This is a genomic window from Sphingomonas sp. Leaf62 (assembly GCF_001421915.1).
Taxonomy (GTDB): Bacteria; Pseudomonadota; Alphaproteobacteria; order Sphingomonadales; family Sphingomonadaceae; genus Sphingomonas.
In genome coordinates this window covers 70312-87100 of sequence record NZ_LMLN01000013.1, presented here as the reverse complement: position 1 = coordinate 87100, position 16789 = coordinate 70312, and the positions used below count along the sequence as shown (strand labels likewise).

Annotated in this window: 15 protein-coding genes; 7 read left to right on the top strand and 8 right to left on the bottom strand. The window is 66.2% G+C overall.

All coding sequences use genetic code 11. From position 1 onward, the window contains the following. Window positions 1–683: 683 nt before the first annotated feature. The 5 genes from ASE91_RS08285 to murB form a co-directional block, all read right to left on the bottom strand. Window positions 684–2408 carry a TolC family outer membrane protein gene (locus tag ASE91_RS08285; protein WP_056624873.1) on the bottom strand — a complete coding sequence of 575 codons (1725 nt, stop codon included), beginning with the start codon at window positions 2406–2408 and terminating at the stop codon, window positions 684–686. A 148-nt stretch (window positions 2409–2556) separates the two neighbouring features. Beyond that, the gene (locus tag ASE91_RS08280; protein ID WP_056624870.1) at window positions 2557–3942 is read right to left on the bottom strand and encodes an HlyD family type I secretion periplasmic adaptor subunit; all 1386 of its coding nucleotides are present in this window, start codon (window positions 3940–3942) and stop codon (window positions 2557–2559) included. Further along, the gene (locus tag ASE91_RS08275) at window positions 3939–5783 is read right to left on the bottom strand and encodes a type I secretion system permease/ATPase (protein WP_056624864.1); all 1845 of its coding nucleotides are present in this window, start codon (window positions 5781–5783) and stop codon (window positions 3939–3941) included. Before ASE91_RS08275 ends, ASE91_RS08280 begins: the two co-directional genes overlap by 4 nt. Before the next feature lie 46 nt (window positions 5784–5829). Beyond that, a complete protein-coding gene (locus ASE91_RS08270; protein WP_200911217.1) occupies window positions 5830–7122 on the bottom strand; it encodes a UDP-N-acetylglucosamine 1-carboxyvinyltransferase in 1293 nt (430 codons plus the stop codon). After that, the gene (gene murB / locus ASE91_RS08265; protein WP_082453903.1) at window positions 7119–8138 is read right to left on the bottom strand and encodes a UDP-N-acetylmuramate dehydrogenase; all 1020 of its coding nucleotides are present in this window, start codon (window positions 8136–8138) and stop codon (window positions 7119–7121) included. The genes ASE91_RS08270 and murB overlap by 4 nt, the downstream gene beginning before the upstream one ends. A 430-nt stretch (window positions 8139–8568) precedes the next feature. Between murB and ASE91_RS08260 the strand changes: the two genes are divergently transcribed. Then, the gene (locus ASE91_RS08260) at window positions 8569–9549 is read left to right on the top strand and encodes an SDR family NAD(P)-dependent oxidoreductase (RefSeq protein WP_056624862.1); all 981 of its coding nucleotides are present in this window, start codon (window positions 8569–8571) and stop codon (window positions 9547–9549) included. 125 nt (window positions 9550–9674) lie between these two features. Here ASE91_RS08260 and dapE read toward each other — a convergent pair whose 3' ends face one another. Next, window positions 9675–10805, bottom strand: coding sequence for a succinyl-diaminopimelate desuccinylase (gene dapE, locus ASE91_RS08255; RefSeq protein ID WP_056624861.1), 1131 nt, complete (start codon window positions 10803–10805; stop codon window positions 9675–9677). Window positions 10806–10896: 91 nt separating this feature from the next. Between dapE and ASE91_RS08250 the strand changes: the two genes are divergently transcribed. Next, complete coding sequence (locus tag ASE91_RS08250) at window positions 10897–11922, top strand: esterase-like activity of phytase family protein (RefSeq protein WP_082453902.1); 1026 nt, start codon at window positions 10897–10899, stop codon at window positions 11920–11922. A 274-nt stretch (window positions 11923–12196) separates the two neighbouring features. Here the strand turns inward: ASE91_RS08250 and rpmB are convergent, their stop codons facing one another. Next, a complete protein-coding gene (gene rpmB, locus ASE91_RS08245; RefSeq protein WP_056001840.1) occupies window positions 12197–12499 on the bottom strand; it encodes a 50S ribosomal protein L28 in 303 nt (100 codons plus the stop codon). A gap of 167 nt (window positions 12500–12666) precedes the next feature. On the opposite strand from rpmB, the gene ASE91_RS08240 reads away from it, so the two are divergent. Both ASE91_RS08240 and ASE91_RS08235 read left to right on the top strand, forming a co-directional pair. After that, window positions 12667–12900, top strand: coding sequence for a hypothetical protein (locus ASE91_RS08240; RefSeq protein WP_056001837.1), 234 nt, complete (start codon window positions 12667–12669; stop codon window positions 12898–12900). Window positions 12901–12960: 60 nt separating this feature from the next. Further along, complete coding sequence (locus ASE91_RS08235; RefSeq protein ID WP_056625205.1) at window positions 12961–13392, top strand: nucleoside deaminase; 432 nt, start codon at window positions 12961–12963, stop codon at window positions 13390–13392. Window positions 13393–13394: 2 nt separating this feature from the next. Here ASE91_RS08235 and ASE91_RS08230 read toward each other — a convergent pair whose 3' ends face one another. Next, the gene (locus ASE91_RS08230; protein WP_056625202.1) at window positions 13395–14072 is read right to left on the bottom strand and encodes an OmpA family protein; all 678 of its coding nucleotides are present in this window, start codon (window positions 14070–14072) and stop codon (window positions 13395–13397) included. 174 nt (window positions 14073–14246) lie between these two features. Here ASE91_RS08230 and ASE91_RS08225 point away from each other — a divergent pair, with 174 nt between their 5' ends. From ASE91_RS08225 to ASE91_RS08215, 3 genes are all read left to right on the top strand, one after another. Continuing rightward, on the top strand, window positions 14247–15551 hold the full coding sequence (locus tag ASE91_RS08225; protein ID WP_056001834.1) for a hemolysin family protein: 1305 nt from the start codon (window positions 14247–14249) through the stop codon (window positions 15549–15551). Between the two features lie 9 nt (window positions 15552–15560). Beyond that, entirely contained in the window at window positions 15561–16034 is a 474-nt protein-coding gene (locus tag ASE91_RS08220; protein WP_156357736.1) for a hypothetical protein, read from the top strand. Window positions 16035–16226: 192 nt separating this feature from the next. Beyond that, a complete protein-coding gene (locus ASE91_RS08215) occupies window positions 16227–16577 on the top strand; it encodes a hypothetical protein (RefSeq protein ID WP_056624857.1) in 351 nt (116 codons plus the stop codon). The last annotated feature ends 212 nt before the right edge of the window (window positions 16578–16789 follow it).

The following is a 16789-nucleotide window of genomic DNA, read 5'->3' as shown; positions in this document are numbered from 1 at the left end:
GGCACCCGAGCGGCGGTAACGCTGCCGTGGTACCGGCGCTTCCGGCGGCGTCCTGCTCACTGCGGCATCTTCGCGACGATACTGGATGTGCGGGAGCCAGCATGCCAAGCGCGGCAAAGGTGGACGGACGGACAAATCAGGTCTGTTTGAAATACGCCCACGCACGGGGCGGACACCGCAGCAGACAAGCAGCGGCGTGCGCAGGTTTGCCCGAATGCGGGTTCGCCGGAAGGTAAGATTTTGCGCGAACCATCCGGCGGTGAACAGTTCGCAAGCCGCCCGCCGGAACCTCGCGGATGTACTCGACCGCCAAGGCAGTGTGGGTTGGCATCGCCACGAGTAAACCAGCGGATGCCTTATCGCGAACCGCGCGCACCGCACGTCCGGTATTGCTACAGAGGCAGCGGCAACCCGCTAGGACCGATCGACATTCAGCGACGACCACGGAATTTCGTTATTCCCGCGCAGGCGGGAATCCATAGACGCAGACGGTTTGGCTGGATCCGCGACGCTGACGTATATGGGCGCCCGCCTGCGCGGGAGTGACGAACGGGGATCGAGCGCTATTCCTGCGCCTAGCGAACTGAATGTCGATCCCGCCTAGGACGTGTCGATCGATCCGCTGCCGATCAGCCCGCCTAGAAAAAACGCGGCCGGACCAGAAGCCCGACCGCGCCAGATCCTCAGTCATCCTTGCGGGCGGCCGCCGGGTTGCGGCGCGTCGACGGCGGCGCGACATCCTCGGCCGGGAGCGCGATCGCACCCGGATCGCTGAACACCGGCAGCGCAGTGCCGAGCGGACGGCCGGGCAGCGGGGCGGTCGGCGGCAGCAGGTCCGGCGGGCCGGCGACCGGCACTGCCGGCGGCGCCTTGGGATCGTCGGGCGCGCGCGCCAGCTTGTCGAGGACGCTGACGAAGGGCTGGAAGGGATCGATCTGCATCGCCTTCTGCTTCTTCAGGTTGCGCTCCATGTCATAGGTCGCGGCACCCGGATTGAGCAGCGCGGTTTCGAGGCGACCGATATAGGTCAGCAACGTCGCCTGCGAGCTGTAACGCTGATATTCCGCATTCGCGACCAGCTGCTGCGAGTTGAGCAGCCGCTGCTCCGAATCGAGCACTTCGAAGTTCGAGCGGAAACCTTCCTGGAACCCGCGCCGCACACCTTCCAGCGCGCGGGCGGCCGCCTCGACGCTACGCAGGCCGATCGTCTGCTGCTCGCTCGACGAGATCGTCTGGTTCCATGCCTGCTGCACCTGCGACGACACGCCGCGGCGGGTCGCCTCGACGGTGAACGCCTGTGCCTGCTGATTGGCCAGCGCCTGCCGCACGCGCGAATCGACCACGCCGCCGGTCAGCAGCGGCACGGTCAGCGTCGCCGACGCGCTGGCGCCGCGACGCAGATTGTCGAAACCGATGCCGTTGGGATCGTTGAGGCCGATCGACGCATCGGCGCTCAGCACCGGATTACGCTCGGCACGCTCGGCGGCGATCCGCGCCCGCGCACCGCGTTCGTTCAGGATCGCCTGCCACAGTGCCGGGCTTTCCTGTTCGGCGCTGCGAAACGCGAGATCGATCGACGTCGGAATGCCCGGCAGCACCGGCGGCGGGGTCAGATTACCCGGATTGCGCCCGACCGCGACGGCGAAGCGGGCGCGGCTGCGTTCGAGATTGGCCTCGCCCTGCGCCAGCTGCGCCTGCACCAGCCCGAGCTGGGCCTGTGCCTGATTGATGTCGGTCTGCGTCAGGTCGCCCGCGCGTTCGCGCGCCTGCGCCTGATCGACCTGCCGCTGGTATGAATCGACCGAGCGCCGCTGGATCGCGATCAGCGTCTGGTCGCGCAGCACCGATGCATAGGCATCGACGACTTCGAACAGGATGAAGCTTTCCACCTCGCGCAGCCGTTCGCGTGCCGACAGCACATCGGCCTCCGCCGCCGATACCTGCGCGGCGGTACGGCCGCCGTTGAACAGGATCTGCGACGCGGTCAGCGACGCGCCGGTCGCGCGGTTCCGGTTGGTGACCAGATCGTTGAAGAAGATCTGGCGCTGGACCTGTTCCTGATAGCGCACCGTGCCGACGACGCTGGACCGCAGACGATAGGGCGAGCTGGCCTGGATGACGCTTTCGTCGATCGAGCGCAACTGGGCGCGCTGCGCCTCGAGCTGCGGATTATGACGATAGGCATCGGCGACCGCCTCGGCCAGCGTTTCGGTCCGCGCATTGGGATCGGCGGGCAGGGTCGGGATTTCCGACGACACCGGGTCCGACCGCATCGGGTTGAGGGCGGGCTGCGCCGGTCGCGTGGCCGGTCGCGTCGTCGGACGGGCGACCTGCGCCATCGCCGGGGTTACCCCGGTCAGCGCCACCGACAGCAGCAGTAGTGCGCGCGAACGATATCCCGCCGACATAAAATCCCCCTTGTCAGAACCTGCCCCCGGCTTCCCTCTCCGGACGGGCGGTCGTGTCGATGCCGCGATCCTTATCGCAGCGCCCGACAGAAGTAACCCTGATAAGTGCCGGACGAAGCGTGTTCCCGCCCGTCCGGCACAGGGTCGATCAACGCTCGTGCAGCGACCGGCGGAACGCCTCGGTCAGCGGATCGAGCATATATTGCAGCGCGGTGCGCGGACGCAGCTTCACCAGCACGCTGACCGGTACGCCCGCGCGGATGCCGGTATCGGCCCCGCGCACTTCCTTCAGCATCGCGATCTGCGACCGCGGCACCACGATCTCTGCGGTGAAGTAGCTGCGACCCGACTTTTCGTCGGTCAGGCTGTCGGCCGACACGTTGCGAATATTGCCGAGCAGGATCGGCAGGTCGCGTTCGTGCAGGGACAGGAACTTCACCTCGGCCTGACGCCCTTCATAGACGCCGTCGATGTCGCTCGGGTCGAAATTGGCACGGACGACCAGCGGTGCGGCATCGGGAACGATGTCGAGGATCGGCTGACCGGCCTGCACCACGCCGCCTTGTGAGAAGACGCGCAGTTCGACCACCCGGCCGGCAACCGGCGCGCGGATGACCGTGCGTTCCAGCTGCTCCTTCGCGGCGATCCATTTCGGCATTATCTCATTGAGCTGGAACTGGGTGTCGCGCAACAGCGTCGCTGCGTCTTCGATATAGCGACGCGAGGTCGCGACCGACGATTCGCGCGCCTGGCCCACCTGTTCGCGGGCGGCGCGGGCGCGCGAGGCATAGTCGGCATCGGCCCCTTCGAGCTGCTGGATCGACCGTTCGATCTGGCGGACCGAGTTGCGCGAGACATAGCCTTCATCGGCCAGCCGCTTGGTGCTGGCCAGCTGTTCCTCCAGCGAGCGGCGCTGTTCGGAACTGGCGCGCGACTGCGCCGAATAACCGCCGATGCTCTGCGACGCTTCGGCCTGTTGCTGGCGGATGACCGCGCGGTTGGCGTTGAGCGCGTTGTTGCGGGCGCTCTGCTGCGCGATCTGCAACGTCTTGGCGCGTTCGACCAGCACCCGGTCGTCGCCGGTCGCCTGCGCAAAGCTGGCCGGCCACTGGATCGGCGTGCCGCGGATTTCGGCTTCGAGGCGGGCGCGCTGTGCCTGCAGATCGATCACGCTGCCGGCCAGCGCGCGTTCGGTCGCCTGAACTTCCGCACCGCGCAGGCGGATGATGACCTGCCCCTGGTTGACGTGCTGTCCTTCGCGGACATCGAGATGTTCGACATAGCCGCCGTCACGGTGCTGCACCGTCTGGCGATTGCCCGACACCACGACCCGGCCGTCGCCCGCCGCCGCCGCGTCGAGCCGGGCGAACGCCGCCCAGCCGAGCAGCACGACAAAGAACAGCACGGCGATGATGACGCCGGCGCGCAACGCCCTGTTCGGCGAGTCGTCGATTTCCAGCCGCTCGCGGATCGCCTGCGCGACCGGTACGATGTTCTGCCCCGTCTGGGGAGCGTTTACCAGTTCGCCGCTCACGCTTCACCTCCGTTGGCGCGGTTGCCCGTCGCATCGTTCTGCGCACCGTCATTGCCCGGCAATGGCGGGGCGGACGGCGGGTTCACCGGTCCTTGGCCGGCCTGGGGCGGGGTGCCGCCACCCGGCGCACCAGCGCCCTGCTGCTCCATTTGCGGTGCGGCGGGACGGATCACCTTGCTGCGGTCGTCATAGATCTGGATGACGCCGTCGCGCAGCAGCATGACCTTGTCCACCGCCTGCAACAGCCCCGTACGGTGCGTCGATACGACCACGGTCGCGCCGCGTTCGCGCAGATGCTGCAGCGTCTCCATCAACCGTCCCTCGGCGCTGATGTCGAGATGCGCGTTTGGTTCGTCGAGGAACAGGATGCGCGGCGCGCCGAACAACGCACGGGCCAGCGCCACCACCTGCCGCTGTCCGGCCGACAGACCGCCGCCCTCGCGCATCGCCAGCTGGGTATCATAGCCACGCTCGAAGCGCAGGATCAGGTCATGCGCGCCGGCCAGCTGCGCCGCGGTCACCACCTGCGCATCGAGCTCCGGCCCGCTCGCCCCGTCGAACTGGCGAAAGCGCGAAATGTTCGAATGGACTGTTGCCGGGAACAGTGTCGGCGTCTGCGGCATATAGCCCATATGCCGGCCCAGCTCTTCGCGGTTCCAGTCGTTCAGGCTGGCACCGTCGACGCGAATCTCGCCCTCGTCGGGATCGATCGCCCCGGCCAGCGCGCGCAGCAGCGTCGACTTGCCGGCGCCCGATGGGCCGACCAGCGCGACGATGGTGCCCGGTTCGATGGTGAAGCTCAACTTGTTGAGCAGCACCCGGTCCGAGCCGGGCACGCGGATCGTGAGGCCGTCGACCTCGATCCGGCCGACCGGATCGGGCAGCGAGGTGCGCTGTACCGTCACGTCGGGCAGGAGGCAGAAGGCGTTCAGACCCTTGTACGCGTTCTGCGCACTGATGACGTTCTTCAGCGCATTCAGGATCTGTTCGACCGGCTGCAACGCGCGGCCGAGGATCAGCGACGCGGCAAAGATCGCGCCGCCCGAAATCTGCTGGTTGATCGCCAGATAGGCACCCAGCGCCAGCGCCATCGACTGCAGGAACAGACGGAAGAACTTGGTGATCGCAAGGAAGACGCCCGACGTGCCGGCGATATCGCCCTGCGCCCGGACCAGATCGGCCCGCTCGACCAGATGGCGGGTGACCAGCGCGCTGCGCATGCCCAGCGCCCGGGCAACTTCGGACGCCTGGATCGAATAATCCTGCGATCGATACGCCATGGTCGTGCGCTGCCCGACCTCGTTCAGCTTGTTCTTGGTCGTCTTGTCGCTCAGCACCGCCAGCGTGATCAGCAGCGCCGAGCTGATGAGCGCCAGCAGACCGATCAGCGGGTGCAGCAGGTACGAGATGATGATGTAGATCGGTGCCCATGGGGCGTCGAACATCGCGATGATCGCCGGCCCGGTCAGCGTGCCGCGCAGCGTATCGAAATCGCGCATCGCCTGCGCACGTTGTGCCGGCGACGCCCCGTTGCTGCCGAGGATGCGGTGCAGGATGTTGCCCGCCGCCATCTTTTCCAGCCGCATGCTGGCCTGCAGCAGCAGCTTCATGCGCACCGTGTCCAGCGCGGCGAAGACGATCAGCGATATCGCGAGGATCAGCGACAGGACCAGCAGCGTGGCGACCCCGCGCGTCGGCACGACACGGTCGTACACCTGCAACATGAAGATCGAGGGCACGAGGTACAGGATGTTGATCAGCCCGGAAAAGATGCCAGTGGCGATGAAATGCCGCCGGCACTTGCGCAGGGCTGCCTGCAACGGGTTCGATTCGTAGGACATGGGAAGAAGCCGAATCCCTTTAATACGGGCCAGTTAGATGCGCGCGTTATGAACCATGATAGGAAAGCGTGGCATTAAGACCGCGCGCCTTCTCGAGAAACTTATCATAGCCGCGTTCGATCTGCCACGCATCGCTGATCCGTGTCTGTCCCGCGGCTTTCATACCAAGTAATGCCAGCGCCGCCCCGGCGCGCAGATCGGCGGCGCGAACGTCGGCCCCGGTCAGCGTCTGCGTGCCGATGATATGCGCGGTGCCGTCGCGCACGAAACTGTGCACGCCCATTCGCTCGAAATCGGGCAGATAGGCATAGCGGCCGGCAAAGCGCAGGTCGACGATCCGCGATTCGCCCCGTGCACACGCCCCCAGCGCGGCGAACAGCGGCTGCATGTCCGAATTGATCCCCGGATAGGGGCCGGTACTGATCTCGACCGGATAGGGACGGCCCGACCGGACGATCGCGACATTGCCGTCGCGAAAGATCTTCGCGCCGCTTTCGCGCAGGAAGATCAGCGGGACTTCGAGATCCTCGAACGGAAAGTCGCGGATTTCCACATCGCCGCCGGTGATGACCGACCCGACCAGCCACGTCATCGCTTCCATATTGTCGGGCATCACCCGCCGGCTGGTGCCCGACAGTTCGGCCACGCCGGTAATCTCGATGCTTTCCTGCCCATAGACGGTGATCGTTGCGCCCATCGATCGCAGGAAATCGCACAGGTCGAGGATTTCGGGCCGGATATGCGGGTTCCACAGCCGCGTCGTACCGCGTGCGAGCGAGGCGACGAGCAGCGCGTTCTCGGTTGCGCCGGTCGAACGCAACGGCAGCACGATCTCGGCCCCGGTCAACCCGTTGGGCGCTTCGGCATATAGTCGACCCTGCTCGCCCCATACCCGCGCGCCCAGCCGCGTCAGCACCAGTTCGTGCAGGTCGTAGCCGCGCCCGCCCAGATCGCATCCGCCGGGCAGCGGCACGCTGCCCGCGCCGGTCCGTGCGACCAGTGCGCCGAGGATCAGCAGCGTGTTGCGGATCGACCGTCCGTCCCACACCAGTTCGGCCGGCGGCGGCGAAGCCTCCTCGATCGTCAGTGCGTCGCCCGCGATCGTGCAGCGTTTGCCCAACGCCTCCAGCATCCCGACATGGACCTGCGCATCGAGCAGCCCTTGCGGATAATTGTCGAGCACGATCCGCCCGGACGTCAGCAGCGATGCCGCCATCAGCCGCAGCACGCTGTTCTTGGCCCCGCTGACGGTGACGATTCCTTCGAGCCGCGACGGTTCGACGCTTAGGATGCGGATCGACGGTCGCGCGACGCGCGGTGTGTCGATGGCGATGGTCACGCCGGGTCGGCCAGCAGTTCGGCGACTTCATGCGCCGGACGCATCACGCCATCGGGGGCAAGGTGGCGGACTTCGGCGTCCATCGCGATCCCCGACATGGCGGCGACCGAGCGTCGCGCCAGACGGATCAGGTGCAACACGTCCTGTGCCCGCGCGCCGCCATTGTTCACGATGAAATTGGCGTGGTCCGGCGAAATCTGCGCGCCGCCTGCCGATACGCCCTTCAATCCGGCCCGTTCGATCGCGAGGCCGGGTGGGCCGATCAGCGAATAGAGCGCCGGGTCGCTGACGAACACCGACCCGCAATTGGCGCGCACCATCGGGAATTTGGCGCGCCGCGCAGCGAGGATCGACAACGCCTCGCGCCGCAACGCCTGCCGGTCGCCGGTCGCGAAGCGCAACTGCGCCGCGACGACGATCAGGTCGCCGCGCTGCAGTCGCGACGCGCGGTACCGATAGTCGAGATCGTCCTGCGTCAGCCGCTGCATCCGCCCGACATGATCGATCGCGTCGACCCGCACGACATTCTCGCCGATGCCCTTGCGCTGGCTGCCGCCGTTCATGGTGATCAGGCCGCCCAGCGTCCCCGGAATGCCGATCGCATGGACCGCGCCCGCCAGACCCCAGTCGATCACCTGCCGGACGAACGCGGGCACCCACAGCCCCGCGCCGGCCTCGACCACGCCGTCGCCGAGGTTGCGGATACCACCGAGTCCGCGCCCGATGCGCAGCACGACGCCGCGAAATCCGGCATCGTCGAACAACAGGTTCGATCCGTCACCGATGACGATATGGCGCGCATCCTGTTCGGCGATCACCGCCAGCGCGGTCGCCAGCGTCTCGACCGATTGCGGGGTAACGACGATATCGGCCGGGCCGCCGATCCGCCAGCGGCCGAGCGTCGCCAGCGGGACATCGGTCGCGACTTCGCCCGACGGGAGCGCGCTGCGCAGCGCGGCGGCGACGCCGGCGTCCGGCGCATGGCCCGGCGGGGCGAGATCGGCAGCGAAAGTCATCCGTCCCTGTTCCCCGTTGGCCAGACGATCCCGGCACCTGCCAAGTCCGCCGCGGTTCGGCCCAGATCCGTCGGCGGTTCCGCGTCCGGCAAGGTCGTTGATCGGCGGTGCCTTAGATCGTCCGTGCCGACGGGTCCAGTCCCGCCGCATTGCCGCCCAAGTCATTGGAAAATCGATACACGCCGGATCATGCGAATTTGTTAACGGCCACCGGTATATCCCGAACATCGTCGGCCGCACGTCTTGCATGGCGGCGGTTGGCCGATATGCTACGGGCTCCATTGAGTGTTTCTGCGTATGCCGATGTTGCACCGCGGCACGATACCAACATGTTGCGGTAAGGGAAACGAATGATACGCGACCGAGGAACCGGTTCGGGACAGGCGATGCAGAACGACCCGACCATGGGTATCGCGGCGGGTCTGCGCTGATGTCGGGTCCGATTCTGGTGACCGGCGCGGCCGGCTTCGTCGGTCATGCGACCGCGCATCGCCTGCTCGCGCGCGGCGAGCGGGTGATCGGCATCGATATTCTCAACGATTATTACGACGTAACGCTGAAGGAAGCCCGGCTCGCGACGTTCGACGGGATCGACGCCTTTACCTTCCACCGGGTCGACGTGTCCGATGCCGATGCGGTCGCGGCGCTGGTCCGCGACCATGCTATCCGCCGCGTCGTCCATCTGGCGGCACAGGCGGGGGTTCGGCACAGCATCGACAACCCCTTCGCCTATGAACGCTCGAACGTCGGCGGCCAGCTCGCGATACTGGAGGCCTGCCGCCACGCGCCGGGCTTCGAACATCTCGTCTACGCCTCGTCCAGTTCGGTCTATGGCGACAAGCCGATGGGCGGGGAGGGGTTTCGCGAGGATGAACCGGCGAACCGGCCGGTCTCGCTCTATGCCGCGACCAAGCGCGCCTGCGAACTGATGAGCCAGTCCTACGCCCATCTCTATCGCATGCCGCAGACCGGCCTGCGTTTCTTCACCGTCTATGGCCCATGGGGCCGGCCCGACATGGCGTACTTCAGCTTCACCGATAAGATCGTCGCCGGCACCCCGATCGAAGTCTTCGGCGAAGGCCGCATGGCGCGCGATTTCACCTATATCGACGATATCGTCGACGGCATTATCGGCGCACTCGACCATCCGCCGACGCCCGGCGACCACCGCATCCTCAATATCGGCGGCAGCCAGCCGGTCGGGCTGATGGACATGATCCAGACACTCGAACGCGCGATCGGTCGCGACGCGGTGAAGATCATGAAGCCGATGCAGCCCGGCGACGTCACCGCGACCTATGCCGACATATCGCAACTCCGCGCGCTGACCGGCTACGAACCGAAGGTGCGGCTGGCCGAGGGGCTGGGACGGTTCGCCGAGTGGTACAAGGGCTATCACAAGGTGAATTGATAGCTACTCGGTCGCGATCGTCGTCATTCCCGCGAAGGCGGGAATCTATAGCCGCAACCGTGCGATTCGATCGCTGACGTCAGCGTGAATGGATTCCCGCCTGCGCGAGAATGACGAATGTCGCCTCATTCTCCGGCCAGCGCCGCCCCCACGATATCGACATAGATCGCCGTCAGCAGCCGCAGGTCGTCGACCGCTACCGCCTCGTCGACCTTGTGCATCGTCGCATTGAGCAGCCCGAACTCCACCGTCGGGCATAGCGCCGACAGGAACCGGGCATCGGACGTGCCGCCGGTCGTCGACAATTCCGGCTTCAGCCCGGTATGCTTGCCGATCGCATCGCCGATCAGCATCGAAAACGCGCCCGGTGCGGTCAGGAACGCCTCGCCCGACACCCGCCCGACGACCTGTGCGTCCGGCGCATGTGACCGCACGATGCCGGCGATCCGCTCGACCAGCGCGTCGCCGCGCTGTTCGTCGTTGAAGCGGATCGATAGCCGCGCCGCCGCATGGCCGGGGATGACGTTGGTCGCGGGATTGCCGACGGTCAGGTCGGTGATCTCGATATTCGACGGCTGGAACCACGCATTGCCCCGATCGAGCACGATCCCCTCGATTTCGGCCAGGGCGGCGATCAGCGGGGTGATCGGATTGTCGGCCAGATGCGGATAGGCGACATGCCCCTGACGCCCCGGCACATCGATCCAGATATTGACCGATCCGCGCCGCCCGATCTTCACCATGTCACCCAGCCGTTGCTGCGACGTCGGCTCGCCGACCAGGCACAGGTCGGGCGCGATGCCCCGCGCCGCCATGCGATCGATCAGCGCGCGGGTGCCATACACCGCCGGTCCTTCCTCATCGCCGGTGATGATCAGGCTGATCGTACCCGCGTCGACCGGCACGCGCGCCGCCGCCGCGACGAACGCCGCGACCGCGCCTTTCATGTCGACCGCGCCCCGCCCAACGATCATGCCGTCGCGGATCGTCCCGCCGAACGGATCGCCCTGCCATCCCGCCCCGGCGGGTACGACATCGACATGGCCGGCAAAGGCGAAATGCCGTCCGCTGCCCCCCCGCACCGCCAGCAGGTTTTCTACCGGCCCATCCGGCGCCTCGCCGACGGTGAACCGGTCGACATCGAAGCCGATCGCGGTCAGCGCGGTCTCCAGCACGTCGAACACGCTGCCGGTCGCCGGGGTCACACTGTCGCAGGCGATCAGGCGGCAGGTCAGGTCGACGACATCGGCAGACATAGGCTTCTCCACGCGTATTTCGTCGCGGCTGTACCCTATGCCGGGGCAAACGCCACTGGCGCTGGGGCGTTCGGACGCTACAGCCGGGGCGATGCGAATCCTGTTCGTGATATTGGCGGTGCTGCTGCTCGTGCCCAGCTGGAGTGGGGCCGAGCGGCTGCCGCTCTATGCGAAGGTGCCGACGATCACGGCCGAGCGGGTCGCGCTCTATCCCAAAAACCCCCGGCGGCGCGATCGCGGATCGTTCACCTATCTCGGCGGGGTGGTCCTGCGCGGTAACGATCCCGCCTTTGGGGGCTTTTCGTCGATGCACGTCGACGGCGACCGGTTCAGCCTGTTGTCCGATGGCGGGTCGCTGGTCCAGTTCACCATGGGTGCCGACTGGACCCCGCGCGACGTCGCCGTCCGCGAAATCGCCGGTCCCGGCACCGGCTGGGAAAAGCGCGATCGCGATACCGAATCGCTGGCGGTCCGGCCCGACGGATCGGTGCTGGTCGGCTACGAACGCCACAACCAGATCTGGCGCTTCACCGCCGACCTTTCGCGCCCTCTGTCGCACGCCGCGCCACAGCGCATGGCCGACTGGTCGGCGAACAGCGGTGCGGAGGCGATGGCGCAATTGCATGACGGCAGCGTCGTCGTGTTCAGCGAAAGCCATGGCGAGAAGGGGCGGCGGGGCTATAGCGCGATCCGCTTCCTCGGCGACCCGACCGATCCGAAGACGCCGCGCTACGGCTTTCGCTATGCGCCGCCCGCCAGTTTCGTGAACACCGACGCCGCGCAACTGCCCGATGGGCGGCTGCTGGTGCTGACCCGCCGCACCCGGCTGAAGGACTTTTTCACCACCGGCATCGAACTGGTCGACCTGCGCGGCGTCCGCCCCGGCCAATCCCTGCGCGGCCGCACGCTCGCCCGGCTCGTGCCGCCGACCCTGCACGACAATTTCGAAGCGATGGCGATCACCCGCGAAGGCGGACGGCTGATCCTGTGGCTGGCGAGCGACGACAACCAGTCGATGCTGCAACGCTCGCTGCTGCTGAAATTCGCGATCGGCCCGCTGCCGGAGTCATGGCAGCCGAAACCGAAGCAGAAGAAAAAGCGCAAGAACCGAGGCTGAACCCATCGTCATTCCGGCGAAAGCCGGAATCCATGAACCCGACCGGCCTCGACTCGGTCGAAGCGTCCCGCATCCATGGATTCCGGCCTATGCCGGGATGACGGGGTTTGCAGGACATCGCCCGTCATTCCCGCGCAGGCGAGAATCAACCGCACCGCAACGTCCATCGGTTCGGAGCGATGGTCGGAACAAAAATCAGGCGTCGGCATCACCCACGACAAAACCCCCGGCACCGCTTGGGTGCCGGGGGCATATCTTACGTCACCCGAACCGCTTATGCGGCGGTGGGGGCGACCTTCTTCGCGACCTTGGCAACGTCGCGCTTCAGGCGACGGGCGCGCAGAGACAGGTCGTCGTCACGGGTCTTGAGCAGCCAGTTGTCGAGGCCGCCGACATGCTCGACCGAGCGCAGGCCGTGCGTCGATACGCGCAGACGGATCGAGCGCTCCAGCGCTTCCGACATCAGCGTGACATTCTGCAGGTTCGGCAGGAAGGTCCGCTTGGTCTTGTTGTTCGCGTGGGAAACGTTGTGACCCACCTGCCGGCCCTTGCCGGTCAGCTCGCAGATGCGCGACATGATCGTTGATCCTGATTCTGTGTCGGGACACATGCCCCGGAAAGACGGCGCGGATAGCGTCGAACGGCGCGGACGTCAACCGTTGCGCGCCGTTGCAACCCTCGTCGCCGCCCCGGCGTTGTTACGGCATCGATTCGGACAATGGCACATTACAAGGGAGTGGCGGAATGCGCGCAATATTGGTTCTGCTGGGGGTCGCGGCGTTGATCGTCGCCGCGCTGATGAGCTTCGGTTTCATCGGCATCGATCAGACCCGGACCGCCGCCCTGCCGCAGGTGCGGGTCGAAGGGGGACAGGCGCCCAAATTCGACGTCGATGTCGGCAAGGTGGATGTCGGCACCGTCAACCGCACCGTCGAAGTACCCGCAATCAAGGTCGAGCGTCCCGCCACCGCACAATAAGACGCTGGCAGCGTAGAACCGCCGATGGCAAGGGGATGCGCGATGTTCGACGCGTCCCCCATGCATCTGGCCCTCGCCGCCGCCCGCACCGCGGCGGACGCTGGCGAAGTTCCGGTCGGCGCGGTCATCGTGCAACGGGGCAGAGTGATCGCGACCGGTGCCAACGCACCGCGGACGCGCAACGACCCTACCGCCCATGCAGAAATGATGGCGATTCGTGCCGCTGCGCAGGCGCTGGGCCGCGACCGGCTGGAAGATTGCGATCTATGGGTGACGCTGGAACCATGTGCGATGTGCGCCGGGGCGATCGCCCATGCCCGTATCGCGCGGCTCTATTATGCTGCGGACGATCCCAAGGGTGGCGCGGTCGCGCACGGTCCGCGCTTCTTCGGTCAACCGACCTGCCACCACCGCCCCGACATCTATTCGGGGATCGGTGAGGTCGAGGCCGCGGCGCTGCTCCGCGATTTCTTCGGGCAGCGCCGCGGATAGGATCAGCGCAGTTCGTTCTGCGCGATCGGCACGATCTTGACCTCAACCCGGCGGTTTTCCGCACGACCTTCTTCGGTCTCGTTCGACGCGATCGGCTGCGTCTCGCCGAAACCGCGCGTACCGATACGCGCGGACTGCACACCCTTGCTGCTCAGATAGCTGGCGACCGCGCTGGCACGCCGTTCCGAGAGCGTCTGGTTGTACGCGTCCGATCCGGTCGAATCGGTATGGCCGTACACGTCAATATAGGTCTGGTTATATTCGCGCAGCACGTCGGCGACCTGGTCCAGCGTCGGCCGGAACTGCGGCTGCACATTCGCACTGTCGGTGGCGAAGGTGATGCCCGACGGCATGTTGAGGACCAGATCATCGCCGCGCCGGGTTACTTCGACATCGGTGCCGGCGGTCCGGGCGCGCAGGTCGCGCTCCTGCTTGTCCATATAGGCACCGATCCCGGCCCCGGCCAAACCGCCGATGCCCGCGCCGAGGATCTTTTCGGTCCGGTCGCGCCGTCCGCCGACGAGATCGCCGAGCAGATAGCCGCCGACCGCGCCGCCGATGCCGCCGATCGCCGCGCGCGAAATGCTGCGCTGGCCGGTTTCGGGGTCGGTCACACAGGCCGATGTCAGCATCGCTGCCGACAGCGCACCCGCCACCCAGATTTTTGAACGAGCTGCCATCATAATTCTCCGCGGTATCCGATTTCGTTGTCGCCCGGGAAAACCGGACAGGACCGGCATTGTTCCGCAGCCGTTTTGAACGGACGCTGACCGGCAAGGTGGGCCAAATCGTCCCTCGACCGCGACTCGCCGGTTGTGCGGCACGCGGCATTGCTGCATGGGAGGGGCAGTTCGATGGAACCTCTTTCTCCCTTCCCCTGGTTCGACGTCGTCATCATCCTCGCGCTGGTGGCGTTGAACGGCGTGTTCGCCATGTCCGAACTCGCCATCGTTTCCGCGCGCAGGGCCCGACTGGAAGGCCTGGCGAAAGCGGGGGGCAGGGGCGCGCAGACCGCGATGCGGCTGGCCGACGATCCCGGCAAGTTCCTGTCGACCGTCCAGATCGGCATCACCCTGATCGGCATCCTGTCGGGTGCGTATTCGGGAGCCAGTCTCGGCGGACCGGTCGGCGAACGGATGGTGTTGCTCGGGCTGCCCGAATCGCTTGCGGCCAATGTCGGGTTCGGCGTCGTCATCGGCGTGACCACCTTCGCCAGCCTCGTCATCGGCGAGCTGGTGCCCAAGCAGTTCGCCTTGCGCAGCCCGGAACCGATCGCGGTGCTGGTCGCGGTGCCGATGCTGTGGCTGTCGCGCATCACCGCGCCGTTCGTATGGCTGCTCGACAACACGTCCGCGCTGATCTTCAAGCTGCTGCGCATGAACCGCGAATCCGAAAACCGGGTGACGGCGGAGGAACTGCACCTGCTGGTCGCCGAAGCCAGCAAGTCGGGCGTGATCGAGGAACATGAACGCTCGATCATCTCGGGCGTCGTTCGCCTCGCCGACCGGCCGGTGCGTGAAGTCATGACCCCGCGGACCGATGTCGAATGGCTCGACGTCTCGCTCGACGAAGCCGGCATTCGCGCGGCGATGGCGGCGACGCCGCATACCCGCCTGCCGATCGCCGAGGGATCGGTCGATGCGGTGATCGGCGTCGTGCAGGCGCGCGACATCGTCGCCGCCCTATGCCGGGGCGAGCCGCTCGACCTGCGCGCGCTGCTCCACGAAGCACCGGTGCTCCCCGATCAGGTCGACGCGATGGATGCGTTGCAGGCGATCCGCCGCGCCGCCGTGCCGATGGGCCTCGTCCATGACGAATATGGCCATTTCGAAGGGATCGTGACCCCCGCCGATCTGCTGCGCGCCATTGCCGGCGACTTCGCATCGGATGCGGAGGAGGGCGACCACCCCCTGATCGTCCGCCGCGACGACGGATCGCTGCTGGTATCGGGCCAGACCCCCGCCGACCAGCTTGCCGAACGCATCGGCATCGACCTGCCCGAGGACCGCGATTACGCCACCGTCGCCGGCCTTGCGCTCGCGATCCTCAAGCATCTTCCGACCGAAGGCGAGCATTTCGCCGAACAGGGCTGGCGCTTCGAGATCGTCGACATGGACGGGCGCAAGATCGACAAGCTGTTGGTGCAACCGGTCGAGTAAAGGTTCGGGATGTGGCAGGCGCGATCTTCACCGTGGCGGTTGCTCGGCATTTTGATCCCATCGTTCCTGCTGGCTGTGCTCGGCGTTCTGGCGATACTCGATGGTGATGTCATCTTCGGGTTTGTCGGACTGCTCGGCATCGTGGCGTTTGCTACAGCTTGCTCGCTCGTCATTGGCCGTATGCGCCGGAGTCGCAGGATTGAAATCGAGGTGTCGGAAGATGGTCTGTGCTGGCGAGCGTGGAGTGACGACGTCATCGCGTGGCACGAAATTCGCCATGCCGAAGTGCGCCGGCAAGGGCCGATGCGTCACCTTTGTCTCTGGCTGAACCGGGAGCCGGAGTTCCGTAGCCACTTCGCTACGTACGGCGCGGCCAAGTCCAAAACCATGGGCTATGGCGACGTGGCCATCAATACGATCGGCACGGACCGAAGGTTCGAGGATCTGGTCGATACCGTCCGACGGTACGTTCCCGTCGGCTGACGATAGTCGCATTTTCCGGCTGCGTTCGATCGCAGGCGGAGCGCGATCCGCAACAGGTCTCGCGCCAACGGTCTTTGGCGGTTCAGGCCTTTAACAGGCTGCTGGAGCAATAAGTCGTGTAGCGATCCGACCCATGTTGCAATGCAATGTAAAATGTTGCGCTGCGATTGTGTCGGGTGGTAATCATGCTCCATGCAGATTTCTTCGGAATATGCGTCGCTGGTACAGTGGATACGCGACAACACCGACGCGTCGGACGCGGTGTTGCATATTCATGCCGGCATGATCGTGCTGATCCTCGCCCGGCTGGTCACCCGCTATCCGCTGTCGCACCCGGTCCCGTTTGTCGTGGTGCTGGTCGTTGCGGCGGGGAACGAGGTGCTGAACCGTCTGAACTTCGGATCATGGCGGTGGAGCGACACGACGGTCGATTTCACCTGCTCGGTGTTCTGGCCGGCGATGCTGTTCGTCGTGCTGGCGATGCAGCAGCGGGTCGGGCGGCGTCCCTCGCTTCGGGGAATGCCCAGCAGCCGACGCCGCTGACGAGACGTCGCCCTAACCCTTCCGCGGCGCTACCGCTTCCTCCCTCTCCTATCGGGAGAGGGCGGGCCGCCCGGCCGAGCCGGGTGGGAAGGGTGACGGTGACGCGCTAAGTACTAGGCGCGATCGACATTCAGTTCGCTAGGCGCAGGAATAGCCTTCGATCCCCGTTCGTCACTCCCGCGCAGGCGGGAGTCCATATACGCCAGCGTCGC

Excerpts from the sequence above, each read along its gene's own strand:
- ASE91_RS08285 (WP_056624873.1), bottom strand. The coding sequence starts at position 2,408 with ATGTCGGCGGGATATCGTTCGCGCGCACTACTGCTGCTGTCGGTGGCG.
- ASE91_RS08275 (WP_056624864.1), bottom strand. The coding sequence starts at position 5,783 with ATGTCCTACGAATCGAACCCGTTGCAGGCAGCCCTGCGCAAGTGCCGG.
- murB (WP_082453903.1), bottom strand. The coding sequence starts at position 8,138 with ATGACTTTCGCTGCCGATCTCGCCCCGCCGGGCCATGCGCCGGACGCC.
- ASE91_RS08260 (WP_056624862.1), top strand. The coding sequence starts at position 8,569 with ATGTCGGGTCCGATTCTGGTGACCGGCGCGGCCGGCTTCGTCGGTCAT.
- dapE (WP_056624861.1), bottom strand. The coding sequence starts at position 10,805 with ATGTCTGCCGATGTCGTCGACCTGACCTGCCGCCTGATCGCCTGCGAC.
- ASE91_RS08250 (WP_082453902.1), top strand. The coding sequence starts at position 10,897 with ATGCGAATCCTGTTCGTGATATTGGCGGTGCTGCTGCTCGTGCCCAGC.
- rpmB (WP_056001840.1), bottom strand. The coding sequence starts at position 12,499 with ATGTCGCGCATCTGCGAGCTGACCGGCAAGGGCCGGCAGGTGGGTCAC.
- ASE91_RS08240 (WP_056001837.1), top strand. The coding sequence starts at position 12,667 with ATGCGCGCAATATTGGTTCTGCTGGGGGTCGCGGCGTTGATCGTCGCC.
- ASE91_RS08235 (WP_056625205.1), top strand. The coding sequence starts at position 12,961 with ATGCATCTGGCCCTCGCCGCCGCCCGCACCGCGGCGGACGCTGGCGAA.
- ASE91_RS08230 (WP_056625202.1), bottom strand. The coding sequence starts at position 14,072 with ATGGCAGCTCGTTCAAAAATCTGGGTGGCGGGTGCGCTGTCGGCAGCG.
- ASE91_RS08225 (WP_056001834.1), top strand. The coding sequence starts at position 14,247 with ATGGAACCTCTTTCTCCCTTCCCCTGGTTCGACGTCGTCATCATCCTC.
- ASE91_RS08220 (WP_156357736.1), top strand. The coding sequence starts at position 15,561 with ATGTGGCAGGCGCGATCTTCACCGTGGCGGTTGCTCGGCATTTTGATC.
- ASE91_RS08215 (WP_056624857.1), top strand. The coding sequence starts at position 16,227 with ATGCAGATTTCTTCGGAATATGCGTCGCTGGTACAGTGGATACGCGAC.